This window comes from Salinicoccus sediminis, assembly GCF_000986795.1.
Lineage (GTDB): Bacteria > Bacillota > Bacilli > Staphylococcales > Salinicoccaceae > Salinicoccus > Salinicoccus sediminis.
Genome location: NZ_LAYZ01000004.1, coordinates 95,636 through 121,083 on the forward strand (window position 1 = coordinate 95,636; position 25,448 = coordinate 121,083).

Annotated in this window: 27 protein-coding genes and 1 riboswitch; of the genes, 7 read left to right on the top strand and 20 right to left on the bottom strand. The window is 51.4% G+C overall.

The genetic code is table 11. The annotated features are described in order from the left end of the window. The first annotated feature begins 62 nt into the window (after positions 1–62). Together ggt and trhO are read left to right on the top strand one after the other, a co-directional pair. Positions 63–1,772 carry a gamma-glutamyltransferase gene (ggt, locus tag WN59_RS07470; RefSeq protein ID WP_046515183.1) on the top strand — a complete coding sequence of 570 codons (1,710 nt, stop codon included), beginning with the start codon at positions 63–65 and terminating at the stop codon, positions 1,770–1,772. Positions 1,773–1,889: 117 nt separating this feature from the next. After that, entirely contained in the window at positions 1,890–2,846 is a 957-nt protein-coding gene (trhO, locus tag WN59_RS07475; protein WP_046515186.1) for an oxygen-dependent tRNA uridine(34) hydroxylase TrhO, read from the top strand. A 37-nt stretch (positions 2,847–2,883) separates the two neighbouring features. Here trhO and WN59_RS07480 read toward each other — a convergent pair whose 3' ends face one another. Beyond that, positions 2,884–3,870: an acrylyl-CoA reductase family protein gene (locus WN59_RS07480; protein ID WP_046515391.1), complete on the bottom strand. Its 987-nt coding sequence runs from the start codon at positions 3,868–3,870 to the stop codon at positions 2,884–2,886. Between the two features lie 151 nt (positions 3,871–4,021). Then, positions 4,022–4,120: riboswitch (TPP riboswitch) on the top strand. Between the two features lie 75 nt (positions 4,121–4,195). On the opposite strand from WN59_RS07480, the gene WN59_RS07485 reads away from it, so the two are divergent. Further along, a complete protein-coding gene (locus WN59_RS07485; protein WP_046515189.1) occupies positions 4,196–4,774 on the top strand; it encodes a YkoF family thiamine/hydroxymethylpyrimidine-binding protein in 579 nt (192 codons plus the stop codon). Positions 4,775–4,864: 90 nt separating this feature from the next. Here WN59_RS07485 and WN59_RS07490 read toward each other — a convergent pair whose 3' ends face one another. The 6 genes from WN59_RS07490 to WN59_RS07510 form a co-directional block, all read right to left on the bottom strand. Then, positions 4,865–5,500, bottom strand: coding sequence for an O-methyltransferase (locus WN59_RS07490; protein ID WP_046515194.1), 636 nt, complete (start codon positions 5,498–5,500; stop codon positions 4,865–4,867). 129 nt (positions 5,501–5,629) lie between these two features. Beyond that, on the bottom strand, positions 5,630–6,607 hold the full coding sequence (locus tag WN59_RS07495) for a bile acid:sodium symporter family protein (protein ID WP_231577170.1): 978 nt from the start codon (positions 6,605–6,607) through the stop codon (positions 5,630–5,632). Between the two features lie 77 nt (positions 6,608–6,684). Then, a complete protein-coding gene (locus WN59_RS07500) occupies positions 6,685–7,635 on the bottom strand; it encodes an ABC transporter permease (RefSeq protein WP_082099216.1) in 951 nt (316 codons plus the stop codon). Next, the gene (locus tag WN59_RS07505) at positions 7,628–8,551 is read right to left on the bottom strand and encodes an ABC transporter ATP-binding protein (RefSeq protein ID WP_046515201.1); all 924 of its coding nucleotides are present in this window, start codon (positions 8,549–8,551) and stop codon (positions 7,628–7,630) included. Before WN59_RS07505 ends, WN59_RS07500 begins: the two co-directional genes overlap by 8 nt. Positions 8,552–8,659: 108 nt before the next feature. Next, on the bottom strand, positions 8,660–8,815 hold the full coding sequence (locus tag WN59_RS13725; protein ID WP_197073400.1) for a hypothetical protein: 156 nt from the start codon (positions 8,813–8,815) through the stop codon (positions 8,660–8,662). Between the two features lies 1 nt (position 8,816). After that, positions 8,817–9,284 carry a GNAT family N-acetyltransferase gene (locus WN59_RS07510; RefSeq protein ID WP_046515204.1) on the bottom strand — a complete coding sequence of 156 codons (468 nt, stop codon included), beginning with the start codon at positions 9,282–9,284 and terminating at the stop codon, positions 8,817–8,819. Between the two features lie 209 nt (positions 9,285–9,493). On the opposite strand from WN59_RS07510, the gene WN59_RS07515 reads away from it, so the two are divergent. Further along, positions 9,494–10,975 (top strand): MDR family MFS transporter, encoded by a 1,482-nt coding sequence (locus WN59_RS07515; RefSeq protein WP_046515207.1) that lies wholly within the window; start codon positions 9,494–9,496, stop codon positions 10,973–10,975. A 44-nt stretch (positions 10,976–11,019) separates the two neighbouring features. Here WN59_RS07515 and WN59_RS07520 read toward each other — a convergent pair whose 3' ends face one another. The 3 genes from WN59_RS07520 to WN59_RS07530 form a co-directional block, all read right to left on the bottom strand. Continuing rightward, a complete protein-coding gene (locus WN59_RS07520; RefSeq protein ID WP_046515211.1) occupies positions 11,020–11,214 on the bottom strand; it encodes a YwbE family protein in 195 nt (64 codons plus the stop codon). Positions 11,215–11,289: 75 nt separating this feature from the next. Further along, positions 11,290–12,498, bottom strand: coding sequence for a diaminopropionate ammonia-lyase (locus WN59_RS07525; protein ID WP_046515214.1), 1,209 nt, complete (start codon positions 12,496–12,498; stop codon positions 11,290–11,292). A 14-nt stretch (positions 12,499–12,512) separates the two neighbouring features. Further along, the gene (locus WN59_RS07530) at positions 12,513–12,881 is read right to left on the bottom strand and encodes a GNAT family N-acetyltransferase (protein WP_231577172.1); all 369 of its coding nucleotides are present in this window, start codon (positions 12,879–12,881) and stop codon (positions 12,513–12,515) included. Positions 12,882–13,022: 141 nt separating this feature from the next. Here WN59_RS07530 and WN59_RS07535 point away from each other — a divergent pair, with 141 nt between their 5' ends. Next, positions 13,023–13,502 (top strand): metal-dependent hydrolase, encoded by a 480-nt coding sequence (locus WN59_RS07535; RefSeq protein WP_046515216.1) that lies wholly within the window; start codon positions 13,023–13,025, stop codon positions 13,500–13,502. A 42-nt stretch (positions 13,503–13,544) separates the two neighbouring features. On the opposite strand, the gene WN59_RS07540 is transcribed toward WN59_RS07535, so the two are convergent. Together WN59_RS07540 and WN59_RS07545 are read right to left on the bottom strand one after the other, a co-directional pair. Continuing rightward, entirely contained in the window at positions 13,545–14,357 is an 813-nt protein-coding gene (locus WN59_RS07540) for a Cof-type HAD-IIB family hydrolase (protein ID WP_046515220.1), read from the bottom strand. Positions 14,358–14,408: 51 nt separating this feature from the next. Beyond that, the gene (locus WN59_RS07545; RefSeq protein WP_046515223.1) at positions 14,409–15,734 is read right to left on the bottom strand and encodes a 6-phospho-beta-glucosidase; all 1,326 of its coding nucleotides are present in this window, start codon (positions 15,732–15,734) and stop codon (positions 14,409–14,411) included. Between the two features lie 194 nt (positions 15,735–15,928). Between WN59_RS07545 and WN59_RS07550 the strand changes: the two genes are divergently transcribed. Next, entirely contained in the window at positions 15,929–16,654 is a 726-nt protein-coding gene (locus tag WN59_RS07550) for a MurR/RpiR family transcriptional regulator (protein WP_046515226.1), read from the top strand. A gap of 37 nt (positions 16,655–16,691) precedes the next feature. Here the strand turns inward: WN59_RS07550 and WN59_RS07555 are convergent, their stop codons facing one another. After that, positions 16,692–18,005, bottom strand: a complete 1,314-nt coding sequence (locus WN59_RS07555) for a hemolysin family protein (protein WP_046515230.1) — start codon at positions 18,003–18,005, stop codon at positions 16,692–16,694. A gap of 140 nt (positions 18,006–18,145) precedes the next feature. Here WN59_RS07555 and WN59_RS07560 point away from each other — a divergent pair, with 140 nt between their 5' ends. Next, positions 18,146–18,670, top strand: coding sequence for a D-glycero-alpha-D-manno-heptose-1,7-bisphosphate 7-phosphatase (locus WN59_RS07560; protein WP_046515233.1), 525 nt, complete (start codon positions 18,146–18,148; stop codon positions 18,668–18,670). 69 nt (positions 18,671–18,739) lie between these two features. Here the strand turns inward: WN59_RS07560 and fdhA are convergent, their stop codons facing one another. The 7 genes from fdhA to WN59_RS07595 all read right to left on the bottom strand — a co-directional run bounded on the left by fdhA (position 18,740) and on the right by WN59_RS07595 (position 25,316). Beyond that, entirely contained in the window at positions 18,740–19,954 is a 1,215-nt protein-coding gene (gene fdhA / locus WN59_RS07565) for a formaldehyde dehydrogenase, glutathione-independent (RefSeq protein WP_046515236.1), read from the bottom strand. A gap of 37 nt (positions 19,955–19,991) precedes the next feature. After that, a complete protein-coding gene (locus WN59_RS07570; RefSeq protein WP_046515239.1) occupies positions 19,992–20,405 on the bottom strand; it encodes a GlcG/HbpS family heme-binding protein in 414 nt (137 codons plus the stop codon). 219 nt (positions 20,406–20,624) lie between these two features. Next, complete coding sequence (locus tag WN59_RS07575) at positions 20,625–21,653, bottom strand: ABC transporter permease (RefSeq protein ID WP_046515241.1); 1,029 nt, start codon at positions 21,651–21,653, stop codon at positions 20,625–20,627. A 1-nt stretch (position 21,654) separates the two neighbouring features. Beyond that, positions 21,655–22,380 (bottom strand): ABC transporter ATP-binding protein, encoded by a 726-nt coding sequence (locus WN59_RS07580; RefSeq protein WP_046515246.1) that lies wholly within the window; start codon positions 22,378–22,380, stop codon positions 21,655–21,657. A 75-nt stretch (positions 22,381–22,455) separates the two neighbouring features. Next, the gene (locus WN59_RS07585; protein WP_046515399.1) at positions 22,456–23,055 is read right to left on the bottom strand and encodes a response regulator transcription factor; all 600 of its coding nucleotides are present in this window, start codon (positions 23,053–23,055) and stop codon (positions 22,456–22,458) included. 2 nt (positions 23,056–23,057) lie between these two features. Continuing rightward, complete coding sequence (locus tag WN59_RS07590; RefSeq protein WP_046515249.1) at positions 23,058–24,179, bottom strand: sensor histidine kinase; 1,122 nt, start codon at positions 24,177–24,179, stop codon at positions 23,058–23,060. Positions 24,180–24,287: 108 nt separating this feature from the next. After that, positions 24,288–25,316, bottom strand: a complete 1,029-nt coding sequence (locus tag WN59_RS07595; protein WP_046515252.1) for a fatty acid desaturase — start codon at positions 25,314–25,316, stop codon at positions 24,288–24,290. Positions 25,317–25,448: the final 132 nt, after the last annotated feature.

A 25,448-nucleotide genomic window follows, 5' to 3' on the forward strand; every position in this document is an offset into this window, starting at 1 on the left:
GGCACGGAAGGTAATCAAGAGGTAATCAGCATTCAAATCAATACAGAGAAAGAGTGATACAGATGGCAGATATTGGAGATATATTCAAAGCACAGAAAAGATATAAGATGGACAATGAAAACAAGGGGGATACGAGTCGTGACGGCATGGTCGCCAGTGCAATTGCAGAAGCCTCGGCAGCCGGCAATAAAATGCTCGAGTCAGGCGGCAATGCTTTCGATGCACTCATTGCCGTCCAGCTGTCACTGGCGGTGGTGGAAGGGATGAACACCGGCATCGGGGCCGGTGGTTTCATACTCTGTTACGACAACGATAAAAAAGAGACCAAAGTGGTGAACGCCCATTCGCGTGCCCCGGCCGGGCTGACACCGGAGTGCTTCATCAGTGACGGGGAGCCGATGCCGTTTGACGAGCGCACGAAGAGTGCCGTATCGATCGGCGTACCCGGCATCATGAAAGGCATGGAATACCTCCATGAAAATTATGCGACACTGCCGCTCGAGCAGCTGATCGATCCCGCCATCACACTGGCCAAAAATGAATTAAGGGTCAATTCCCTGTGGGACCGTACCATCCAGCTGTTCAAACACCGGCTCAAGGATACGGCGCGCGAAAAATTCGTGCCGAAAGGGACGCCGCTGCGGGAGGGTGATACCATCACCCAGCTGGAGCTCGCGAAAACCCTTGAGATCATCAGGGAAGATGGCTTCAATGCCGTATATGAAGGTGAAATCGCGGATGCCATAGTGGAAACCGTGCGGGAACACGGCGGCACGCTCACCCGTGAAGACCTGCTCGACTATCAGGTCAAAATAGATGAGCCCCTGTGGAGCAGCTATAAAGGGTACAAGATCGCTTTCCCCGCTCCTCCGAGCGGCGGGGGCCTGGGGGTCGCACAACAGCTGAAAATGTTTGAGGCGCTTGACATCTCCCGTTACGAACCGCATTCCTGGGAAAAGTATCATCTTGTGTCCCAGGTGGTACAATTCGTCCTTGCCGACCGGCAGCGCTATATCGGCGACCCCGGTTTCCATGATCTGCCGCTTGAGGGGCTGCTGGACGAAGATTATATAAAAGAGCGCTGCGGTGAGATCAGCCTGGAAAAAAACCTGGGCAAAGTGGAGCCCGGCAATCCGTGGAAATACCAGAAAAAGAGTGCAGGCAGTGTAAAGAACAATCATTATACTGACAACGAAGGATATGAGACCACACACTTTACCGCCGTCGACCGATGGGGGAACATTGCCTCCTGCACCTCCTCCATCGAGAGGATATTCGGGTCGGGCATCATGGTTCCGAATTACGGATTTTTATTGAACAATGATCTGACGGATTTTGAACCTGAACCCGGACAGGTCAATGAACCGGACAGCAACAAATGTCCGACCAGCTCCAAATGTCCGACCATCATGTTCCATGATGATGCACCGTTCTTCACTCTCGGTTCGCCCGGCGGACCGACCATCATCGCCTCCGTCGCCCAGACGATCCTGAACGTCATCGATTACAATATGCCGCTCGAAGATGCGATCAAAGAACCGCGCGTCTACATTGAGCCGGAGCTCGGCAGGGAGTGGGAAGACGGCATAAATGAAGAGGCGATGCAGGAACTTGAGACACTCGGGTATGAATTCACCCAGTCATTCAGAGTCGAATCCGCCGATACGAGACTCGGGGATGTGCAGGCCATAATGATCGACCAGACGGATGGCCATCTGCTTTACGGCGTGGCCGATTCCCCGCGCCCGGGGGATGCAAGAGGCGCCGAATGATGTAAAAACTCTTTAAAAGTTCCCGTAAACTTGATATAATCTAATATTGCATGAAAGAAGTTTCATGCGTTCTATCAGGTATATCCTGCAAATATAATTGATAGGTGGAAACCGAATATGGAATATCAAGTATTACTTTACTACTACTACACAGACATTGAAGATCCTGAGGAATTTTCCCGGGAACATCTTGGACTCTGCAAAGGCATGAACCTCAAAGGGAGGATTCTTGTAGCGGGAGAAGGCATCAATGGTACCGTTTCGGGTACTGTCGAAGATACTGAAAAATACAGGGAATATATGGAGAATCATCCTTTGTTCGAAGGCATCACCTTCAAGATCGATCCGGCAGAGGGCCATGCTTTCAAGAAGATGCATGTGCGTCCGCGTCCGGAGCTCGTCAACCTGAGCCTGGAGGATGATATCGACCCGCGGGAACTGACCGGCGAATATCTTGAACCGGCCGAATTCCTGCGCCAGATGCAGGATCACGACACGATTGTTCTTGATGCCAGGAACACTTATGAATATGACGTTGGCCATTTCAGGGGCGCCATCCGTCCGGACGTGGAAACATTCCGCGACCTGCCGGAATGGGTTGAAGAGAACCGTGAAATGCTGGAGGGCAAACGCATACTGACATACTGCACCGGCGGCATCCGCTGTGAGAAATTCTCGGGGTGGCTGAAACGCGAAGGATTCGATGATGTCGGACAGCTCCACGGCGGTATTGCCACATACGGCAAGGATCCTGTGGCAAAAGGCCAGAACTGGGACGGCATGATGTATGTCTTCGACGAGAGGCTGACAGTACCGGTCAACCAGGTCGAGCACACGGTGGTCGGCAAGGACCATTTCGACGGCACTCCCTGTGAACGCTATATCAACTGTGCCGATCCGGACTGCAATGCACAGATCCTCGCTTCTAAGGAAAACGAGGACAGGCATCTTGGCGGCTGCAGCATTGAGTGTACAAAGAGCCCGAAAAACAGATATGTCATTGACAATAAACTGTCCTCAGAATTCGTTCAGGAACGGATTCAGGAACTCGAAGAGGGATATTACGCCAGATAAGCTGAACGCGCCAATCCAAACCGGATTGGCGCGTTTTTTACATCTTCACTATGATTCTGCCGCGTATTTTCCCTTTCAGAATATCGTGGAGGGTCTCCGGCAGGTCGTCGAGGCCGATCTGATGTGAAATATCGGTCTCAAGGGCGGACGGTTTCATATCACCTGCAAGCCTCTCCCACACTTTGAGGCGGTGCTCCATCGGATGCTTCACCGAATCGATGCCGAGCCAGTTGATGTTACGGGAGATGAAAGGCAGCACCGTCGTCTGGACTTCCACGCCTCCGGCCAGGCCGCATGTCGCCACCGAGCCTCCGTAGTCCAGACTGCTCAGTATATACTGCAGCGTCTTCCCGCCGACCGGGTCGATTGCAGCCGCCCACTGCCTTGTCCGCGTCGCCCGGCCCCTGAAATCCGTCACCTGGTCTCGGTGGATGACTTTCGCCGCCCCGAGGGATTTCAGGTATTCGGCCTCCTCTGTCCGGCCCGTACTTGCAACGACTTCATATCCGCGGTCATCCAGCATATTCACAGCGATGCTTCCGACACCGCCGCTCGCGCCGTCGACCAGCACCCGCCCCTTTTCAGGCGTGAGGCCGTTGTCCTCCAGCCGCTGGATGCACAGGGCGGCGGTAAACCCCGCCGTCCCCAGCTTCATCGATTCCTCCAGCGTGAGGCCTTCCGGCAGCGGAACGATCCATTCCGCCGGTATCCGGGCCACTTCACTGAAGCCGCCCGTATGGCGTGTACCGATGAAATAGCTTGTGGCGATGACTTCATCCCCCTCTTTGAACCGGTCGTCCCCGGAAGCGATGACAGTTCCCGCCAGATCGATGCCGGGCACGAGCGGCAGGATTTCAGCCAGGTCGCCCTTGACCGCAACCATACCGTCCTTATAGTTGACACTGGAGTACGCGACTCTTATCGTCACTTCCCCTTCCGAAAGGTCATCCAGCCCGATCTCCTTCACTTCCATCTCCATCTTCTCATCCACTTTATCCACTACAAGCGCTTTGAAACGATCCATGTACACATACACCCTTTCCATTTGTATCAAAGTTACCCCCATTATAATACATATGCATTCCGCTGTATCGGCTGAAGGCCTGTCGGAACCCGTCCGCTTTACTGCCGGACTCTCCTGCTGTTATGATTGGGATGAATAAAAACTGCATACCTGAAGACACTGGGGGCGCCTGAAATGGCTGAGACGGAAAACCGGACCCCTATCACCCGATCTGGATAACACCAGCGTGGGGAAGTGCAGTGAACACTATGATCCGTTTCGTTATAGATGACTGCGCCCCTGCCGGGTGCAGTTTTTTATTCCAAAAATTACTGGAGGGATTTATATGACAGCAGAAAAGAGAACAGCAGGCGCACAGTTCACACTGTTTCCGATGTCAGGGAATTTTGCGGACATCATACTCGGCGCGCTGGATGAAACAGACACCAAAAATGTGGAGATCGAGACCGACAACGTCAGCACTGAAATCAGGGGATCCATCGACAACATCTTCGATGTGATGCAGTCTATATTCCTGCATGGCGCAGGCACCGGTGAGCACGTTGCGCTGAGCGGGACTTGTGCGATCGGGTGCCCGGGCGGCTCGTCGCCAGAAGGCGTTACAAGGCAGGGTGCACCGCTGAACAGTGGGAAATCTGCAGAAGTGAGTCAGAAGGCCGGTGCCAAATTTTCACTCTATCCGCTCGGCGATATGGATTATATGAAAAAAATCGAAGCGCAGACCGACCTGTCGGCGGAATCGGATATCAGTGTCAAACCCGCCCAGGGGGCGACACGCCTCGACGGGGAAGCGGGCGATATATTCAGGATACTGGAAAAATCCTTCAGCAATGTTTCAGAGAGCGTCGGCCATACAGCCATGGCGTTCACCATCTCCGCCAACAGCCCGTCTGATAAAGGATAGCAGGTTTCCGGACGCCGTCCGGTGCCGCGATGTCCATATAACTCTAAAAAGCGGACGGAGACTGAGTCTCCGCCCGCTTCCTCTTTATATCTAATCCAATACTGCCATTATGAATCCGTCATGTCCTTTGGCACCTACTGTCTGTAATGCAGTTGCATCGATGCGTGGTTCGTCTTTTAAGATTTTCAGGAACCGCTGCATCTCAGGACCGTTTGCCTCCTCTTCGAATCTGTCTTCGATCTTGCGCTCTGTTATGATGACAGATCCGCATTTTGCCATATCGATTGCCGCTTCCAGATAGTCCGGGTAGAGTGCCTGGTTTGCATCTATATAGATGAAATCAAAGCGTGGATATCCTCTTTCAAGCAATTTTGGCAGTGTGTCTTCTGCAGGTGCATGAATCACTTCAACTTTGTCTTCAAGTCCGACTGCTGTGATATTCCTTTCAGCAATTTCCGCATATTCCGCGTTGGATTCGAGCGACGCCATCTTCCCTTCTTCAGGAAGTGATTTCCCAAGCCACAGGGTGCTGTAACCTCCCAAAGATCCGATTTCAAGGATCGACTTTGCCTCTTTGATCTTGGCAAGCAGATGAAGGTGTTTGCTCTGGGCGGCGAACTCCTCCTCTCCGTGCTCGTTTTGTGCGGGAATGCCGGTCATCACTTCGTCGTCGGCATTCAATTCTGCGTTGAAATAATCGTCCACAGCGCTCCAAAGTTTGGACATGTAAATAAATCTCCTCCATAATTTATGGTGCTTTTATTTATAACATTTTATCAGATATCAAATTCTGAATATTTGATAAAATGTTATGTTCGTTATCATAACGCATAGCACGATTAAATGCAAATTGCATCAGTAGCCCACCCGCGCCTGATACCTTTCGATCACTTTGCTGAAAAGCGAGGCCATGACCTGCTGGAACAGCATGCAGAATACGACGGGCATCGCCACTTTTGCCGGAAAATATGCAGTGGCGATGACGACGCCGACGGAGATGTTCCTCATTCCTGCGTTGAATGTGAAGGCTGTGATGACTCCCGGATCTTTCAGCAGATAGTGGCCCACCGGCAGTGCGAAGGCATAGCCCGATATGGTGATGAACAGCACCAGCAGCAGTACCCCGATTATTTCCCCGGAAAAGTCGTAGAAATACGGGGAAATCACACTGCCGTTGATCATGATGATGAGCATCAGGCTCATCTTTGAAAACGGGGCAAGCGGTCTGCCGAGTGTTTCCCGGACCCTTCCCCCTGTCAGATGGTTCAGAATCACCCCGAGCAGTGTCGGCAGCACGATCATCCATATCAGCCCCATGATGAGCTCACGGTTGTCCACGGCCACCGCTTCACCGGAGATGATGCTCAGTACAAGCGGCAGGATGATCGGCGCGAGCAGTGTATCAATCAGTATGATCGACAGCGTGATCGGCAGGTTCCCCCGTGTCACGCTGACCCAGATGACCGATGTAACGCCGGTGGGCACTGCGACCGCCAGTGTAAAGCCGATGGTGTAGAGCGGATCGTCAAATATCGCCGATGCCAGCAGCCATGCCCACACAGGCATCAGAATATGCAGGAAGACGAGGGTGATCACGATCGCTGCAGGGTGATGCAGCACTGTTTTGAAATCTTTGAAATCCATCCCCAATGCGCCTGTGAACGTCATGAATGCAAACAGGAACGTAATGAGGAATAAAAACTGCGCGCCGAAATCACCGAGCATCACCCCGACCGCCAGGCTCATTGGCGTGATGACGGCAATCCACTTCTGTATGAAACCATTCAGTCTTTCCAGCACAAAATCACCCGTCCCGAAATATTTACTTAACACTCTACCATATTACCCCTGTTAAAGTTTACGGCTGAAATCAAAAAACCGGCGCCGAAGCACCGGTCCGTCATTTGCCATTACTGTCCTGCAACATCCCGCTTTGTGAAGAAGAGCCAGGCCGCGGCCATGAATACTATCCAGTATACGGCCAGCACACCGATTGAAAAGCCCATCGTCATCTCTTCCGAGACCGGTCCCGGCCGGGAATCATAGACTGTCAGATCCGTGTTCGCGAACAGTATATATTTCGACCATGCCTTATCTGCGAAGAACTGGACAATTGAAGTCCCCGCCATCATCAGGAACACAGCAGTACCGATTGCCAGCGCGCTGTTCCTGAAAATGCTCGAGATCATGAACGCGAATGTCGCCATCATGAACAGGTTGACCAGCTTGAATCCATATCCGCTCACCACTTCGCCGATGGCCGATACACTCACGATGCCTTCATAGTTTCTGATCACAAGTTCAGGGTTGCTTCCCGCCACTCCGAAAACGAGCGCGCCCGTCAGCCATGAAAGGACGAGCAGGAAGACCAGGGTGATCAGGGCGAATATCAGCACAGCAATGTATTTGGATAAGAGGATCATACTCCTTGGAATCGGACGGATGAGAAGCTGCTTAATCGTCCCCCATCTGAATTCATTCGCCACAATACCGCCGGCCACGATGATCGTCAGCAGACTGATGACCGACGACAGCATGGCATTGTCGATGACGAACTGCCACGCATCATACGGCACGGGCTTGATATCATTATCAATGTGATACTGATTCATCTCGATCTCCCCGGTATTCACTTCAGTCAGGAATTCCTCTTCCTGCATCTCTTCTGTCAATTGTTCGTTTTCGGCTTCGAGTTCCTCCTGCCAGTCCGCACCGTACTCTTTGCCCGCCATATCAGTTGTTGTTGTGATGAGGGCAACAGCAATCACAAGCAGGGCGAGGAAGATATACATGATCCACGTTGACTTCTGTATGAATATCTTCGAAACTTCATTCCAAACCAGACTGAATATTTTACCCAATGACATTCTCTCCAATCAGATCGAAGAATTTATCTTCGAGTGATGCGCTTGATACTTCGACCCGGTACACCAGTACATCGGCTGAAACCAGACTGGTCACGATGCTTGGCATCAGTGATTTCTTCGCACTGAAAGTGAGGAATCCCTGATCCTCTCCGGCTTCAATGCCATGATGGGTTTTCAGCACCTGGACCGCTGAGTCCGCCGGGTCGGCCTCCACCCGAACTTCACGCACCGGATCCTCTTCTGCCTGCTGTTCATGCACAGACTGGATGCCGATCAGTTCGCCGTTTTTTATGACGCCGATCCTGTCACACATCAACTCGATCTCGGACAGCAGATGGCTGGATATGATCACGGCCACATTCTCTTCGTCGGCAAGCCTTCTGATATACTTCCTGATCTCGCGTATGCCGGCAGGGTCGAGTCCGTTGGTCGGCTCATCAAGTATCAGCACCGATGGATCATGGAGCAGCGCCTGGGCAATTCCCAGTCGCTGGCGCATGCCGAGGGAATATCTCCCGACTTTTGTTTTAATTGCATTTTCAAGCCCGACGAGCCTGATCACCTGGCTGATGCGTTCCTTCGTCACTCCCGGGCTCATCCGCGCAAAATGCTTCAGGTTCTGCATACCGGTCATGAACGGGTACATTTCCGGGTTTTCCACAATCGCGCCCACTTCTCGAATGGCGTCCTTGAAATCCGATTTGACACTCTTGCCGAGAATCCGCACGTCACCACCCGTAATGCCCATCAATCCGACCATCATTCTGATCGTTGTCGTCTTCCCCGCTCCATTCGGTCCGAGAAATCCGAATACTTCCCCTTTATGTATTTCAAAATCCAGGTCTTTAATGATCTTTTTGGAACCGATTTTCTTCGTAAGACCATTGAGTTCCATCGCTGTTTCAGCCAAATTGAGCCCTCCTCATTTCTTGTCATCTACAAGAGTAACAGAAATTCAATTTACTAAAAACTGATATCCTGATTAAAAAATGATCCGGATACGATTCCCGCGCACGGATCACTTTCTTCTAACAGATCTGATTGTCATATCTTCACCGAAACGCTTCCGCACCATCTTTCTCGCATCCACCTGTGAACGTGCCGGCACTTCCTTTACAGTCTGTTCATCATCCTGTTCAATTGTAACGATGAAGCATTTTGTCCCGCATCTCATATCAGTCATTCCTTTTCCTGAATATATAATTATCCCGGCCGTCAACATCAACCGTTTCGAGCAGTTTCCAGCCCTTCTGCAAGTAGTAGTCATATCTTGACTGGGTCTCTGTCTTCGCATAGATGGTTTCATATCCAAGGCCCGAGAGATGATTGAGCATATCCCGGACCAGCCTGTCGGCCACGCCCTGGCCCCTGAAATCCGGCAGGACATACAATGCCGTCAGCCAGGGCTGGTATTCCGGCCGTTCCGGCAGATCGTTCCTGTATATGGAGACCGTCCCGATGCATTTACCGCCCTTCAGCGCAATCATGGTGATCGGATAGTCCGTGATCCCCGACTGTGAAAAAAATTTCACTGTTTCCTTGAATGTCCCCTTCCTGCGCTCATCCAGATGGAAACGTTCGAATATGATCCTTGCGACTTCCGTCTTATACTGCGGCCACTTTGAAAGAAAATCTGTTTCCATGGCATTCACCTCTGCTTATATACCCATTATACATAAGCTTTGCCCAATTTAGAACAGAGTCGGTCTGCCGTAAAAGTCAGAAAAAATATTTTTCTTTTCCAGTATCTGTTTTTGTTGTTTTTATTTTATGTGCATATTATAATCTAATGTCGGCTGATTTAAGCTGCCATCCTTTTGCAGCCGATAATCATTAAAGCGAGGTAACATATATGGATAATACCACCAAATACGGATACTTATCCGAAAACCCGGACGTAAAAACACTCCCTATCATGCTGTCTCTGATCATCGGTGCATTTTTCGCCATTCTGAATGAAACGCTGTTGAATATTGCACTGACAACCCTGATGCATGAGTTTGATATTACACTGCCGACGGTACAGTGGATGGCAACGGGCTTCATGCTTGTCATGGGCATCGTCATCCCTGTCTCGGCCCTGCTGCTCCAGTGGTTTACGACCAGACAGCTGTTCCTCGGGACGATGATCATATTCACAGTCGGCACCACCATCTGTGCAATGGCACCGACATTCCCGGTACTCCTGTCCGGCCGTCTGATACAGGCGATCGGCACCGGCATGCTGATGCCGATCATGTTCAACGTCTTCCTGCTGCTCTATCCGCCGGAGAGGCGCGGTAAGATCATGGGCATCGTCGGCCTGGTCATCATGTTCGCGCCAGCAATCGGCCCCACGTTGTCAGGAATCATCGTCGAATATCTCGGATGGAGATTTTTGTTTATCACGGTCATCCCGTTCTCACTGTTCTCAATCATATTCGCCTTCATCTTCCTGGTGAATGTATCTGAAGTGACGAAACCGAAGATCGATATTCCATCCATCATCTTCTCCACAATTGGATTCGGCGGCACAATCTACGGATTCAGCTCCGTCGGTAAAAGTGACGCCGGATTCATGAGCCCGGAAGTGATGGTTGCAATCGCAGCCGGTGTGATCGGCATCGGACTGTTCGCCTTCAGACAGCTCAGACTGGATGAACCGATCATGGATCTGCGTGTGTTCAAGTACCCGATGTATGCCCACGCAGTAATCCTGTTTTTGATCATCATCATGACGATGTTCGCTTCAGAAATCATCCTGCCGATCTACATGCAGGGGCCGCTTGCGCTGAGCGCGGCCGCTGCCGGCATACTGCTTTTGCCCGGCAGTCTTCTGAACGGTGCACTGTCCCCTTTCATGGGGGCGCTGTTCGATAAACTCGGACCCCGGCCGCTCATGATACCCGCAACGCTCATACTGAGCGGCACGATGTTCATGATGAGCCGCCTGGATACAGAAAGCCCGCCATGGGTCATCCTCGTCGGGTTCATGCTGCTGATGATCTCAGTCTCTGCCACAATGATGCCCGCACAGACGAACGGGCTCAATCAGCTGCCGAAAAGGCTCTACCCCCATGGCACCGCCGTCGTTTCAACATTGCAGCCGGTGGCTGGAGCCATCGGCGTGTCCGTCTTCATCAGCATCATGAATGCCAGACAGATGAACTTCCTGGGGAATGCATCGGATCCAAATGATCCTGCCACAATCGACCAGGCAATGGTGGCAGGCGTCGAACTCGTATACTTCATCGCCTTCACCATTTCCATCATTGCTGTAATCATGTCGTTTTTCGTCTATCGTGCCAAACCTTCTGACAGCATGACGATGGAACAGTCGGATATGAAGGCATGATTAAAAAAACTTCCCGAAAAATTTTCGGGAAGTTTTTTATATGTCTAACCCATGATTTCCTTCACTCTGCCGACAGTGCCATCCTCAAGCTTTACTTTGATGCCGTGATGATGCTGCGGTGAATTCGTCAGTATCCTCGCCACAACACCTTCGGTCAGCTTCCCCGACCTCTGATCCTGCTTCTGGACAACTTTTACCGTCTGTCCCGGTTTTATATCCGCTCTTCTCGTTCCCTGCATATTCATTCTCCTTTGATCTCCGTCTTTGGATCATAGCTTAATACATTCATTATAACATCCGGGCGGCCGTCTGTTTCATCCGTATCCGTCTTTGCCGTCCCATACCACTCTTCTGTAGTTGTCCGGATTTGTATCGCCTTCTGTGCTGATCGTCAATACCTTTGAATCTGCACCCAGCCCGAGCTGTTCTTTCAGACGCCTGTATTCTTCCTTCGTCATCACTTCATACAGGAAGCCGAGCGGGACTGCACCGGATTCGCCTGATATCACTTTTTCGTCCTCCCCTGCCGGGTTTCCGAGTACGCGCATACCTGTTGCACTGACGGAGTCGCCACACGAGGCGAAGCCGTCTGCGACGGACTTCAATATTTCCCAGCCGGCCGGGCTCGGTGCTCCGCATGACAAGCCTGCCATCATCGAATCCAGACTGCCGTGCACCCGGACCGGGCTGCCGTCCTCGCTTTTTGCTGACTGATGCAGGCAGTCCGCTTTTTGGGGTTCAACCACAATGATGCGGGGCGGCCGGCCGTTTGTCAGATTATATATGGCAGCAGCCATTGCCCCGGCGAATGAGCCGACACCCGCCTGGAGGATGACGTGGGTCACTTCGCTAGGATTTGTGCCCTGCAGCTGCCTTTTTAGTTCAGCAACGATTGTCGTATATCCCTGCATTATATACCTCGGCAGCTCTGTATAGCCCTCCCATGCGGTATCCTGAATATGGACCCAGCCATTTTCCCGGCAAATCTCCTGGACATATTCAACCGTTTCATCATAGTTCATTTCAGTGATTACCCCTTCAGCGCCGTATTCCAGTACGGCGTCCAGCCGCGATTTTGCAGTGCCTTCCGGCATGTATACTCTGCCCTCCTGGTAGAACAGTTCTGATGCCCAGGCCACACCTTTGCCATGGTTGCCGTCTGTTGCTGTCGAAAAGATGACAGGAGGACGGTCCAGGATCTTCCCGAGCAGTTGATCGAATGTGAAATCATCCAGCTCAATGTCCAGTTCTCCGGCAAAGTATCCAGCCATGGCATAGGATACGCCGAGACCTTTGAACGCGTTCAGACCAAAGCGTTCAGACTCATCTTTTACATAGATGCTGCCGACTCCAAGTAATTCAGACAGATTTTTCAGTTCATGGAGGGGCGTTTGTTCATAACCCGGCATCGATGCATGAAAATCATTCACTTTTTCCATCCGCTCTGCGGAGTAAAGATCCACAGACTTCATGTGCTGCGATCTGCCTTTAAACCGGTTTTCCACCCATTTAATATGCTGCATCCGTCCTGCCTCCTTTAAAGGTTTTTCTTCAATACGATCATATGTCTCAGCTGTCTCCCCGCTTCGAATATCGGTTCTGCGTAATTGTCGATGAAGAAATTATCGATCTGATGCGATTTCTCAAAGCCGCATGCTTCATAAAACGGGAGGGTCAGCGGGCTGTCGCCTGTGCCGACGTACATGACAGTGCCCCTGTCCTTATATAAATGCAGAATATGCCGGACCAGTTTCTTGCCGTATCCCTTCCCCTGCTCACCGGGAGCCACGGCAATATTCTTTATTTCAAACGCGCCGCCGCCTTCATCCGTCACGACACAGACTCCCTTCACCCCGGCCGCTTCCAGGATGAACATATCACCCCGGCCGAGGTAGCGGTCGATCATCTCCTCCTCTTCATCGGCGAGGAGAAGCAGATCGATGAACCTTTTCTTATTTCCAAAAACTTGTTTTATACCAATATTACACATCTCCTATCGTTGGTATATCCATCGTGATATCATATACAGACTGGAGGAGGAGACATCATGACAGGTAAGACACATATCATCGGGGGCATCGCCTCAAGCCTTGCATTCGCACAACTAACGGGACTGGACCCCGTCATCATGGTCGGTGCCGGCATCATAGGCTCCCTCGTTCCCGACATCTGCCACGGCGGCAGCAGGATGGGCAGGGCACTGCCCATAATATCAAAACTGATAAACCTGATATTCGGCCACCGTTCGTTCACTCACAGCCTGCTGTTTTTGGTGATCATCTCATTTCTGATGGACAGGCTCCTGCCGTACGAGGCGCTTAAAAACGGTCTGATGGTGGGCATGATCAGCCATCTCGTGCTCGATATGGCGACCAGGAGCGGCATCCAGCTGTTCTTTCCGATCAGCTTCAAAGTCAGGTTTCCGGTAACGATACGCACCGGAAGCCTGGCTGAAAATCTCATATTCAGCGCTCTGACACTCGTTTCATTCTATTTTGGCTGGCAGGTGCTGGGCTACTACATATAAAAAACTCCTTTGGGCAATCATACCCAAAGGAGTTTTGAACTTCTACCTGAACGGCCCTTCTTTTTTAAAGTACTGGTCGATCGTTTCAAGCACACCGCTCATGTTATTATGGGGGGCGGTGTATTTTGCCGCGTATTTCACATCATTCGGTGCATTTTCCATGGCGAAGCTGTATTCCACGTGGGCCAGCATTTCCAGGTCATTGCCCCCGTCACCGAATGCCATTGTCTCGCTGTCTTTGATGTTCCACCGCTCCTGCAGTGCTTTTATGCCGCTTGCCTTGTGATGCCCGGGCACAATCAGGTCGATGCTGCCGTGGCCGCTGGATGCCGGTGTCACATAATCTCCCAGTATGTCCCCGAGAAAACCCTTCAACCCGTCGGTATCCTCCGCCGGACATGAGAGGGCAAATTTCAATACCTGATCATCTATGTCGTCAAAGCTTTCCACCCGCCTGAGACGCCGGTAGAACTTCCGGATCATTTCGAAATATTCATCCGTCACATAATCCAGTACATAGGCACTTTCTTTGCCGCAGACTATTGTTTCGAGTTTGTCGTGTTTGGCAATTTCACCGGTCACCACTTCAACATGTGCCTTCGGGATGCTTACAGAGGATACTTCCTCGCCCCCGTCCACGACAAATGCCCCATTTTCAGCGACATAGCTGATCTCGTCCTGGATATCGCCGTAATATGATTTCAGCTGATGATACTGGTTACCGCTCGCCACGACGAATTTGATGCCTGCGGCCTTCATCTTTCCATAGAGCCCTGTGAATCTTTCCCGGTCATATTCCTTCGTGTCATTCAGGAATGTCCCGTCCATGTCCACAGCAATCAATTTTACTGTCAATATAATCCTCCTCGACTAGCGCATCTGTACTCCATTATACCTGGTTTCACTCTATTTTACCGCCTGGAAAAACTGCGGCAGATACTCTCTATGGGCTTCCATCATTTCATCGACGATGTCTTTCGCAACCTTATCGGACGGCGTCAGCGGGTTGATTGTAAGCGCCAGCACCGCCTTATTGTAATCACCTTCCACAGCAGCTTCTGCACTGATGCGCTCGAATGATTTTATCTGCTGGATGAGGCCACGGACCGCCACCGGCAGATCGCAGAAAGCGAGGGGGGCCGGCCCGTCTTTTGTGATGACACAACTGGTTTCGACTGCCGAGCCGTACGGCAGGCTGCTGATGGCCCCGCGGTTCATCGTGTTCACCGGCTGGATGTCCCGCCTGTCATTGTAGATCGATGTGATCAGACGGACCGCCGCATCCGAATAGTAGGCGCCCCCGCGTTCTTCCAGCTGCGGCGGTTTGATGTCCAGGCTCTCATCTTCGTACAGCTCGAAAAGCTCCTTCTCAAGCGCCTGCACCACTTCGGCGCGCGTCCCCTCCTCTTTTTCGCTGATTTTCGCCTTCTCCAGCATCTCGCCGGATTTATAATAATACATATGATACGGGCAGGTGATCAAATTGAGCGCCTCCATGAATTCAGGCTCCCAGCCCATCCCGTCGATGTTTTTGACAAAACTGCTGTTTGCCGGATCTGAGAGTTTTCCAATGACCCGAGACTTGACACTCACTCCATCCAGGTAGACGTCGAGCCCGTAGACCATATGGTTCAGTCCTGCAAAATCGATACGGATTCTTGAATGGTCGACATCAAGAAGATTTGCGATGCCCATCTCCATGCCAATCGGCACGTTGCACAGACCGATCACCTTTTCTATGTTCGAGTGGCGGAGCACCGCTTCAGTCACCATGCCCGCAGGATTTGTGAAGTTGATCAGCCATGCATCCGGACAGAGCTCCTCCATGTCCCTGCATATATCGAGTATCACCGGGATTGTGCGCAGTCCTTTGAAGAGCCCGCCCGGCCCGTTCGTCTCCTGTCCAAGCACCCCGTACTTCAGCGGTATACTTTCATCTTTTGCACGTGCATCGAGCTGCCCCACCCTGAACTGTGTCGTGACAAAATCCGCATCCTTCAATGCTTTCCTGCGGTCGAGTGTCAGATGGACATCAATCGGCAGGCCGGCTTTTTGGACCATCCTTTTTGCCAGGTTACCGACGGTCTCCAGTTTTTCACGGCCTGATTCAACGTCGACCAGCCAGAGCTCACTGAGGGGAAATTCATCATATCTTTTAATGAACCCCTCCACAAGTTCCGGGGTGTAGCTTGATCCGCCGCCAATCGTTGCAATCTTTATACCTTTATCCATTTGAGTACCTCCGTATAAATAATTGATATCCCAATTGTAGCTGTACATGTCCCTTGGCAACAGTCATCATGGAAATTAAGTACAGAGTGCCCCGTTTAGGAATTTGTCACTTATATGTAACACTGTGTTTTATAAATATATTATGATACGCTTTAACTGATCGGACCACTCTCGGATAAAGGAGGCGCCCGCATATGTTTACCCAGGAAGAAATCGCATCATTCAATGAACTCGAAACGTCTCTGTATAACTACATCGCAGGCAATATGGACAAGGTTGCCTACATGAGGATACGCGAGCTTGCCGACGCCACACATGTATCCACTACCACGATACTGCGTTTCTGCAGGAAAGTCGGCTGTGAGGGGTTCTCCGAATTCAAAGTCCGGCTCAAAATGCAGCTTGAGAAGGAAAAGACGACAATACCGCAGAATGTGCAGCACACCGTTGCCGAGTTTTTCGAACGGACACTGAAAGGGGATGTTGATGAGAAAATCAGACACGCAGCCGCCCTCATAGCCCGTGCCGATAACGTCATCTTCATCGGTATCGGCAGTTCGGGAATCCTGGCCGAATACGGCGCGCGCTACTTCTCAAGCCTCGGGAAATTCTCCATGTACATCAAGGACCCCTATTTTCCCATCCATTCGAACTTGAGGGATAACAGCGTGACGATCGCCCTCTCCGTATCCGGTGAAAATGAATCCACAGTCAGGCACCTCAACCAGCGCAAGCAGGAGGGCAGCACCATCATCAGCATAACGAATCATAAACACTCCACCATCGCCAGAATATCAGATGTGAACATTTCGTATTATATTACTGAAGAGTGGTTTGAAAACGCCAACATCACCACACAGATCCCCGTCATGTATGCACTTGAAGCGATGGCCCGCGAAATATATGCCCTGAACGGATAGAAGCTCCGGCACCCTTGCCCGGAGCTTTGTCCATCGTCTATTCACTTTCCTCGTTTACCGATACCGTGATTTCCTCTATGCGCCTCTCTCCGGACTCCTCCACTTTAAAGTGAAGGCCCTTATATGTGAGTTCCGGCTGGTCGCCGGGTTCCGGGAAGTACCCCAGCCGGCCGATCATGAAACCATTCAGCGTTTCATATTCATCGACCGGCAGTTCTTTTTCGAAGAAATCCTCCACATCAAGCAGATGGATGGTTGCCTTCATGCGGTATTTCCCGGGTGAAACTTTCCTGATCGGTTCTTCTTTCCCGATATCATTGTGTTCTGACAGGATCTCGCCCACGACTTCTTCGATGACATCCTCGATCGTAACTAGACCTTCGGTACCGCCGAACTCATCCAGGATGATGGCGATATGGGCATTGCCTTTTTGCATATCCCGGAGCAGACGGTCGATGCTCCGGCTTGATGACGTGAAGAACGGCTCATGGCATAACTCCGACAGATTGAACGCCTTCTCTGTTCCATCCTCCATGAGTTCCAGCAGATCTTTCGCCCGCAGTATACCGACGATATTATCTATATCCCCGTCAAAGACCGGAAATCTCGTATACTTCTCGCTGTTTACGGTGGAGATGACTTCCCCGAGATCCGCATCGAGCGGGATGGCGGCTATTTCAGTACGGTGTGTGCTGATGCCGGTCACCTTCGTATCATCCAGTTCAAAAATGTTGTTGATCATCATTCTTTCGGCCTGCTGTATGTTCCCTTTCTCCCCGCCGAGCTCGACCAGCATCCTTATGTCCTCTTCCGACGCTTCATCGTTCCTTGCATTGGGATCCAGTCCGAAAAGGCGTACGATTGTGTTTGTCGAAAACGTCAGAAACTTGACGACGGGCAGTGTGATTTTGAACAATATCGTGAGTGGGCCGGCCGCAACATTTGAAATGCCTTCCGTTTTCTGCAGTGCAAGCTGCTTCGGCACGAGTTCACCGAATACGAGGGTGAAGTAGGACAGTACCAGTGTGATTACAACCACCGAGACCGTCTGGAGCAGTGACTCGGAAAGCGGCACCCCGAGATCGGTCAGAAAAGATGCCAGCGGCCCGGCGAAGAAATCCGCTGCAAACGCACTTGCCAGAAACCCTGCCAGCGTAATGCCGATCTGTATGGTGCTCAGGAACCGTCCCGGTTCGGAAATGAGATTGTTCAGCTGGATGGCTTTTTTATCGCCGTCGTTCGCCTGCTTTTTCACTTTGTTGTCATTCAGTCCGATCAGGGCAATCTCGGAAGCCGCAAAAAAGGCATTGATCAGAATGAGGATGACCAGGGTTATGACTGCCAGTACCATTTATATTCCTCCCTTTTGTCGTAAGTGATTATTTTCCTGTACCTTACTTTACACGCCGGACGGAATATTAACAGCATTAGTGCATTCTTTTATTATTGACGGCTGTTTTGATGTACCCTGTTGGTAAAGGGGGCTGCAGAATGAACAGAGCAGTATTTTTGGACCGTGACGGAGTCGTCAACGAAGTTTTGAGCAAAAGAGTAAAATTCGTGAACTCACCCGAAGATTTCCATCTGCTTCCGGGTGTGGGGGAGGCGATACGTAAACTGAATGAAAGCGGATGGAAAGTATTCGTCGTGACGAACCAGGGCGGCATCGCCCTCGGATATATGACTGAGGATGAGCTTGGCCGCATCCATGAGGAGATGGAGCAGCAGCTGTCCGGTTTCGGCGCCCACGTGGATGATATCGCCTATTGTCCGCATATGACCGAGACCGGGTGCCGCTGCCGGAAACCGAAGCCGGGCATGCTTCTGGAGCTTGCCGACAAGCATGATATCGACCTCTCCCGCAGTTATATGGCCGGCGATCGGGAGCCGGATATCGGTGCGGGGAGGAACGCCGGGACAAAAACGGTCTTCATCAGCCACGGCCAGCAACAGAAAGTGGCGGCGGATGAACATTTCCCCGATTTGGCGGCCTTTGCACATTGGGTCGCAGACTGAACCAGAAATGCCCCTCTACATGGAGTAGAAGGGCATTTATAAAATTCCGGCACGGGTCATGTATTCATATCATTTGAGCATGCCGTGCGGATCGATGACGAATTTCTTCGCCACACCGCTGTCGAAATCCTTATAGCCGTCCGGTGCTTCATCCAGACCGATGACTGTGGCATTCACCGCTTTGGCGATCTGCGCATTGCCGGAAAGGATGGATTTCATGAGGTCCCTGTTATACTTCATGGCCGGTGTCTGGCCTGTTGTGAAGTGATGTGCTTTTGCCCAGCCCTGGCCGAACCGCACTTTCAGTGAACCGGTCTGTGCATCCTTATCAGATGCCCCCGGATCTTCCGTTACATACAGCCCCGGGATCCCGAGGCTGCCGCCTGCCCGTGTCACGTCCATGATGGTATTCAGCACAGCCGCCGGCTTTTCTCCGCCATCCTCGCCGTGGCCTGAGGCCTCGAAGCCGACCGCATCGATGGAACTGTCCACTTCCGGCACGCCGAGAAGCTGTTCAATCTGCTCGCCGAGTCTGTCGTGTTTGGTCAGGTCCACCGTATCACAGCCGAAGCTTTCAGCCTGCTTCAGCCTTTCCGCCTTCATGTCGCCTACGATCACCCGGGAGGCTCCGAGCAGCTGGGCTGAATGTGCCGCTGCAAGTCCGACCGGTCCTGCACCTGCCACATAGACTGTGGATCCGGTTCTGACACCGGCCGTCAGTGCCCCGTGATAGCCTGTCGGGAAAATATCCGACAGCATGGTCAGGTCGAGTATCTTTTCCATGGCCCGTTCCTTATCCGGGAACACGAGAAGCTGGAAATCCGCATAGGGCACCATTACATACTCCGACTGGCCGCCGACCCAGCCGCCCATGTCCACATAGCCGTATGCCGCACCCGGCCTCTCAGGGTTTACGTTCGTACAGATATGCGTCTTCTGTTCACGGCACATTTCACAGCGTCCACAGGCAATGTTGAACGGGACAGATGCGATATCCCCTTTTTTGACAAACTCGACATCGCGTCCGACTTCAATCACTTCACCTGTAATTTCATGGCCGAGCACCAGGCCTTCCGGCGCGGTGGTGCGGCCGCGCACCATGTGCTGGTCACTGCCGCAAATGTTCGTCGTAATGACTTTGAGTATTACCCCATGTTCACATTTACGCCCGACGTTCGCTTTTGGCACACCCGGGCCATCCTTCAATACCAGATCCGGGAATTCGATATCCTGGACTTCGACACTGCCGGCTCCTGTATAGACTACACCACGGTTTCCTTCCATACTGTATCCCTCCTCGCAGTGTAAACCACTGCTTATTTTAAGTTGTCTGGTTAAACGCCTTTACACCCGCTTCTGCAACTTTCACATCGTTTTCAACGCTGCTTCCGCTTACACCGACTGCCCCAACGACCTTTCCATCAACTTCCAGCGGGAAGCCGCCGCCAAAGACGACGATGCGCCCCTGGTTTGTCGTGTTCAATCCGTACAGTTCTGCATTCGGCACTGTAGCCTCTTCAAGGTTCGATGTCGGCATCTTCAGTGCTACTGACGTCCATGCTTTATTCTGCGCTATATCAATGCTTGCCAGCCATGCATCATCCATACGGTGTGTGGCGATAAGATTCCCCCCTTCATCCAATACAGAAATCACCATCTGGACCCCGATATTCGAAGCTTCCTCTTCAGCGCCTGCGATAATCTGCTTTGCTACTTCCAAATTCACTTTGCTCATAAAGAATTCTCCTTTTTGATGAAGTGATGATATTAGAAGCCTCGTCCAGGCTGGATTCCATTTCTGCATCTGTATTTGGTGGATCATTGAAACCATGTCTGTGCCCTGTGTTTTTTGCACCGCTTTAAATCCATCATATGCGAGTCGGAATTTTCAGTCAAATTAAGTGTTCTGTATTCCGTAAAAAAAATCAGGCCTTGGAAAAAGCCTGATTACTGTTTAGATTTTCCGGTATTTTCGGAGGACGAGGATGTTCAGTATGACGAAGCCGGCGGAGAAACCGAGAAGGACCAGGAGATTGTCATATATATCCCTCCACCCGTAGCCCCGTACCATTACATCCCTCAGGGACTCTGCTGCATAATACAGCGGCGTGAGCGGACCGATCCAGCTCAGGAGGTCTGATATGGTCTCCAGATTGAAGAGGCCCGAGAAGAAGATCTGCGGGATGACGACGATCGGGATGAACTGGATCATCTGGAACTCGCTGTTTGCGAATGATGATACCAGAATGCCGAGCGTCAGTGCCGTCAGTGCCAGAAGGAGTGTAATGGCAAGCACTGCTGTGAAACTTCCGGCCATCATCATATCGAGGATGTATATGCTGTACCATGCTATGATGGCCGACTGCAGTACGGTCACAAGGGCAAAGCCGAGCAGATATCCCATTACAATCTCCCATTTCCTGATCGGGGTCGACAGGAGCCGTTCCAATGTACCGGTCGTTCGTTCCCTGATGAAAGAGACGCCGGAGACCAGAAAGACGAACAGGAAGACGAAAAAGCCGAGAAGCACCGGGCCGTAGTAATCGAAAATCCCTATATCCTCCGAACCGTGCAGATACTCGATCTCAAGGTTTGCGGCGTGGCTGTTTTCCTGAAGTGCGGACAGGGTCGACTGCATCCACCGGATGATTTCGCTGTTCACCGAAGGATCGCTGCCTTCCAGAAAGACAAGTGGGCTGCCGTCTTCGAACTGGACATATGCGTCAAGGCTGCCGGAGACGACACCGTGGTACGCTTCGACCTGATTATCGTATACCGTCACTTCGGCATCGGATTCCTCCATCTGCTCCGCCGCCTGCTCCGGCACATTCACCAGCCCGATCTCAGGAACATACTCCTCCCCGTCGAAAACAAGGTAAAGCATCGTCAGCACGAGGATAGGTGCGAATATGATCAGAGCCAATGTCCGTTTATCGCGGATCAGCTGCTGCAGAATCCTTTTTGACAGGGCGAATACCCTCATCTCAATCCCCCCCATACACGAGGAATGCCTCTTCCAGCGTTCCTGTCCCCGTGTCTTTTTTCAATCGGCCGGGCGTACCGGCAGCGACGATCTCCCCTCTCTGCATCATGGCAAGCCTTGAGCACTTTGCCGCTTCGTCCATCACGTGGGTCGTTATTATTATCGTCGTGCCCGCCCTGTTCAGTTCATAGAAAAAGTCCCATATGCTCCTGCGCAGCACCGGGTCGATGCCGACAGTCGGTTCGTCGAGGAGCAGCATCTCGGGCTCATGAAGCAGTGCAATGACCAGGGACAGCCGCCGTTTCATCCCGCCGGAAAATTTGGCTGTCTTCACATTCAGGCGGTCGGAAAGATCCATCAGCGCGATCAGTTCGTTTATGCGCTCCTTCCGGCGTTTTCCCTCAATCCCGTACAGGCTTGCAAAGAACTCCAGGTTCTCAAGGGCGGACAGATCTTCATACAATGCATCCGCCTGGGCCATATAACCGATTCGCTTCATCAGCTTCAGGTCGGGCATCTTCTCCCCGAACACGCGGGTTTCACCCTCTGTGGGCGTGTCGAGCCCCGCAAGCGCCCTGACCAGCGTGGTTTTTCCGGCACCGGAGGGCCCCAGAAGACCGAAAATCTCCCCTTTTGCGATTTCCAGGTCGATATTTTTCAGCACTTCATTGCGGCCGAAACTTTTCGAAACACTGCGGGCCGACACACTCGGTTCCGATGTTGCCATATAACCACCTCATCCCCATTATAGCAATATATGCTGGTGTTTTTACACAAAGCCACCCGCATCTTCAGCCTTCATTCATTTCAGCCATCCCTTGTCCCGGGCTTTTGTTATCGCTTCGATCCTGTTGTCCACTTCAAGTTTATCCAAAATGATGGACACATAGTTCCTGACGGTACCGTCCGACAGGTGCAGCTCCCTCGCAATCGCCTTCGTCTTCCCACCCTCTGCAAGCAGCTGTATGATTTCCATCTCCCGGAGGGTGAGGGGGTTCCGGGATTCAAAGACGACATCTATCAGTTCCGGTGAATAGACGCGTTTGCCTGCCATGATCTGGCGTATTGAATTCGCTAGGGTTTCACTCGGGCTGTCTTTCAACAAATACCCGCTCACATCCGCCTTCTTGGCTCTTTCGAAATAACCCGGACGCGCAAATGTGGTGAGTATTATCACTTTGCAGTCTTCACCCTTGAGCGCTTCAGCTGCGTCAAGTCCCGTCATCACCGGCATTTCTATATCCATCAGGCAGATATCCGGTGAAACATCACGGACCAGCCCGAGTGCTTCCCTGCCGTTTGATGCCTTGCCGGCAACTTCGATGTCCTCTTCCATGTCGAGGAGCGCCCCGAGTGCGCCGAGCAGCATATTCTGGTCTTCGGCGATTACAATCCTGATCACATTCATCCCTCCTCAATCTGCCTCAAAACTTTGGGTACTGTTATATTGACTTCAAATCCATTTTCAGAGCTGAATATCCGGCACTCCCCATTTACAAATGTCAGGCGTTCTCTCATGCCCTGCAGTCCATTGCCGAAATCGACTTCGGGAGAAGCACTCCCGTCATCCGTGATTTTCAGGAATATATCCCTGTCCGATTCGGTCAGGGTGATGAGGCAGCGGCGGGCATTGCTGTGTTTCGCTACATTGGTCACCGCTTCTTTCAGGCTCATGCTGAGTACACTCTCCGTCAGCATGGGGATTTCGTCCGGGTCCGCCCCGTTATGGATCTCATGACTGATGCCTGCTGCATCAAGCAGCATCGTGACGTGGGAGAGTTCATCCCTCAGACTTGCATTTTTCATGTCACTGATCATCTCGCGCACTTCTTTAAGCGCGTGTCTCGCGGTATCCTGTATATCCTGAAGTTCCTCTTTGGCTTTGGCCGGTTCCCTGTCGATCAGTTTCTGGGACAGCTCCGCCTTCAGACCGACCATCGACAGTTTCTGCCCGAGCGTATCATGGAGGTCACGCGCAATCCTGTGCCGTTCTTCCACGATGGCAAGTTCAGCTATCCTCTGGTTGGCATCCTCAAGCTTCACTTCCAGCTCTTCCTGCTTGAGTCTGTTGTATTTATTCAGAGGGATCAGTATGACGCCCAGTATCGTCATGACCAGAAACGGGAGGTGGCTCAGGAATAGTACATAATTTATGAAAAACGCAAATATGATGGCGGCCACCGTCAGCACCAGATGGATGACATACATGGAGATGAATCCCGCCTTGCTTCTTATATTACCCACATAGAAGGCGATGAACAGTGCAAAATATACATATCCGAACAGTACGGTCATCGCAATATTGATTATGAACTGGAGGCTGATTCCGATATATACCAGCGCGCCCCTGGAATTGAATGTCAGCCAGTAGACCGCAAAGAAGAGTATCGTTATGACAACGCCCACACCGATTTCCCAGGGGGAGATGGAACGGAATATGAAATAGAATGGAAGCACGCAGAAGATGATCCATATGTACAGGCTCAGCCCTGTGTTCTTCGGAAAAATATGATACCAGTCACGCATCGGTTCTCCCCCTTCCGGTTCTTTTGCTTCATTGTATCAGTTTCACATACACCAGAGTATCAATAGGCAAAAATATCCCCCTGAAGAACAGGGGGATATTGATTATCGTTAATGTGTTGTCGGCCGTTGGCTGATATTGGTCTTCAGACGCTTTCTCATATCCCTAAAGCCGACGAAGGTTTTGTTCTCTTCATCATACAGGCGGAATTTTATGGATTCGAGGCTCGTTTTCAAAGTGATCGTCGTCGCCTTATGGAGCGGCGGCGTGTTTTCATGCGCCTTTTCCAGGTGATAGTTCGGCACGCGCGGTGCGAGATGGTGCACATGATGATAGCCGATATTCCCCGTCATCCATTCCAGCCATTTGGGCAGTTTGTAATAGGAACTTCCGTCGACTGCAGCTTTTACGAAATCCCATTCCGATTCGTTTTCAAAATAGGAATCTTCAAACTGGTGCTGCACATAGAAGAGCCAGATTCCGAGCGCCCCAGCGATATAGATGACCGGCAGCTGGACAAGCAGTATGACATGCCAGCCGAGTGTGAATCCGATGAGACAGTATGCTGAAACAAGTATCGCATTGATGAGATACGTGTTCAGACGCTCTTTTCGTTTCGGCCCCTTTCGGTTGAAGCGGTTGGAATACAGGAACAGAAGGAAGGGGCCCAGCCCGAACATGATAAGCGGATTGCGGTAGAGGCGGTACTTCAGCCGCTCCCATTTATCCGCCTTCTCATATTCCTTCACCGTCATCACCCATATGTCGCCGATACCGCGCTTATCGAGATTGCCGCTTGTGGCGTGATGAATCGAATGCTCGCGTTTCCATTTCTCGTAGGCGAAATGTGTAATTACGCCTGTGAATGTGCCGAAAAAGTCATTGAGCTTTTTATTCCTGAAAAATGAACCGTGTGTGCAGTCATGGAAAATGATGAACGAACGGATCATGAAACCGGCCGTGATTACGCTGAACGGCAGGCTCAGCCAGAATGAAATGCTCAATGTCTGATATGCCAAAAACCAGAATACAAAGAATGGAAGTATCGTATTCAATAGCTGTATGATGCTCGCCCGCGTCTCGGCGTTTGCATAGGGCATCACAGATTTCCTGAGCTGCGCCTGTTTTTCTCTGGTCATAATGCTTCCCTCTTCCCGTTATTTTATCAATATATATTATGACGGCTGAGGGCGGGGCATAACAGATGAATCTGTCAGCATTATGACATGACATTTGTCATATCCGGGAGTTCATTTATCCAATTAGTGTAA

Excerpts from the sequence above, each read along its gene's own strand:
- ggt (WP_046515183.1), top strand. The coding sequence starts at position 63 with ATGGCAGATATTGGAGATATATTCAAAGCACAGAAAAGATATAAGATG.
- trhO (WP_046515186.1), top strand. The coding sequence starts at position 1,890 with ATGGAATATCAAGTATTACTTTACTACTACTACACAGACATTGAAGAT.
- WN59_RS07480 (WP_046515391.1), bottom strand. The coding sequence starts at position 3,870 with ATGGATCGTTTCAAAGCGCTTGTAGTGGATAAAGTGGATGAGAAGATG.
- WN59_RS07485 (WP_046515189.1), top strand. The coding sequence starts at position 4,196 with ATGACAGCAGAAAAGAGAACAGCAGGCGCACAGTTCACACTGTTTCCG.
- WN59_RS07490 (WP_046515194.1), bottom strand. The coding sequence starts at position 5,500 with ATGTCCAAACTTTGGAGCGCTGTGGACGATTATTTCAACGCAGAATTG.
- WN59_RS13725 (WP_197073400.1), bottom strand. The coding sequence starts at position 8,815 with ATGAGATGCGGGACAAAATGCTTCATCGTTACAATTGAACAGGATGAT.
- WN59_RS07510 (WP_046515204.1), bottom strand. The coding sequence starts at position 9,284 with ATGGAAACAGATTTTCTTTCAAAGTGGCCGCAGTATAAGACGGAAGTC.
- WN59_RS07515 (WP_046515207.1), top strand. The coding sequence starts at position 9,494 with ATGGATAATACCACCAAATACGGATACTTATCCGAAAACCCGGACGTA.
- WN59_RS07520 (WP_046515211.1), bottom strand. The coding sequence starts at position 11,214 with ATGCAGGGAACGAGAAGAGCGGATATAAAACCGGGACAGACGGTAAAA.
- WN59_RS07525 (WP_046515214.1), bottom strand. The coding sequence starts at position 12,498 with ATGCAGCATATTAAATGGGTGGAAAACCGGTTTAAAGGCAGATCGCAG.
- WN59_RS07530 (WP_231577172.1), bottom strand. The coding sequence starts at position 12,881 with ATGATCGACCGCTACCTCGGCCGGGGTGATATGTTCATCCTGGAAGCG.
- WN59_RS07535 (WP_046515216.1), top strand. The coding sequence starts at position 13,023 with ATGACAGGTAAGACACATATCATCGGGGGCATCGCCTCAAGCCTTGCA.
- WN59_RS07545 (WP_046515223.1), bottom strand. The coding sequence starts at position 15,734 with ATGGATAAAGGTATAAAGATTGCAACGATTGGCGGCGGATCAAGCTAC.
- WN59_RS07550 (WP_046515226.1), top strand. The coding sequence starts at position 15,929 with ATGTTTACCCAGGAAGAAATCGCATCATTCAATGAACTCGAAACGTCT.
- WN59_RS07555 (WP_046515230.1), bottom strand. The coding sequence starts at position 18,005 with ATGGTACTGGCAGTCATAACCCTGGTCATCCTCATTCTGATCAATGCC.
- WN59_RS07560 (WP_046515233.1), top strand. The coding sequence starts at position 18,146 with ATGAACAGAGCAGTATTTTTGGACCGTGACGGAGTCGTCAACGAAGTT.
- fdhA (WP_046515236.1), bottom strand. The coding sequence starts at position 19,954 with ATGGAAGGAAACCGTGGTGTAGTCTATACAGGAGCCGGCAGTGTCGAA.
- WN59_RS07570 (WP_046515239.1), bottom strand. The coding sequence starts at position 20,405 with ATGAGCAAAGTGAATTTGGAAGTAGCAAAGCAGATTATCGCAGGCGCT.
- WN59_RS07575 (WP_046515241.1), bottom strand. The coding sequence starts at position 21,653 with ATGAGGGTATTCGCCCTGTCAAAAAGGATTCTGCAGCAGCTGATCCGC.
- WN59_RS07580 (WP_046515246.1), bottom strand. The coding sequence starts at position 22,380 with ATGGCAACATCGGAACCGAGTGTGTCGGCCCGCAGTGTTTCGAAAAGT.
- WN59_RS07590 (WP_046515249.1), bottom strand. The coding sequence starts at position 24,179 with ATGCGTGACTGGTATCATATTTTTCCGAAGAACACAGGGCTGAGCCTG.
- WN59_RS07595 (WP_046515252.1), bottom strand. The coding sequence starts at position 25,316 with ATGACCAGAGAAAAACAGGCGCAGCTCAGGAAATCTGTGATGCCCTAT.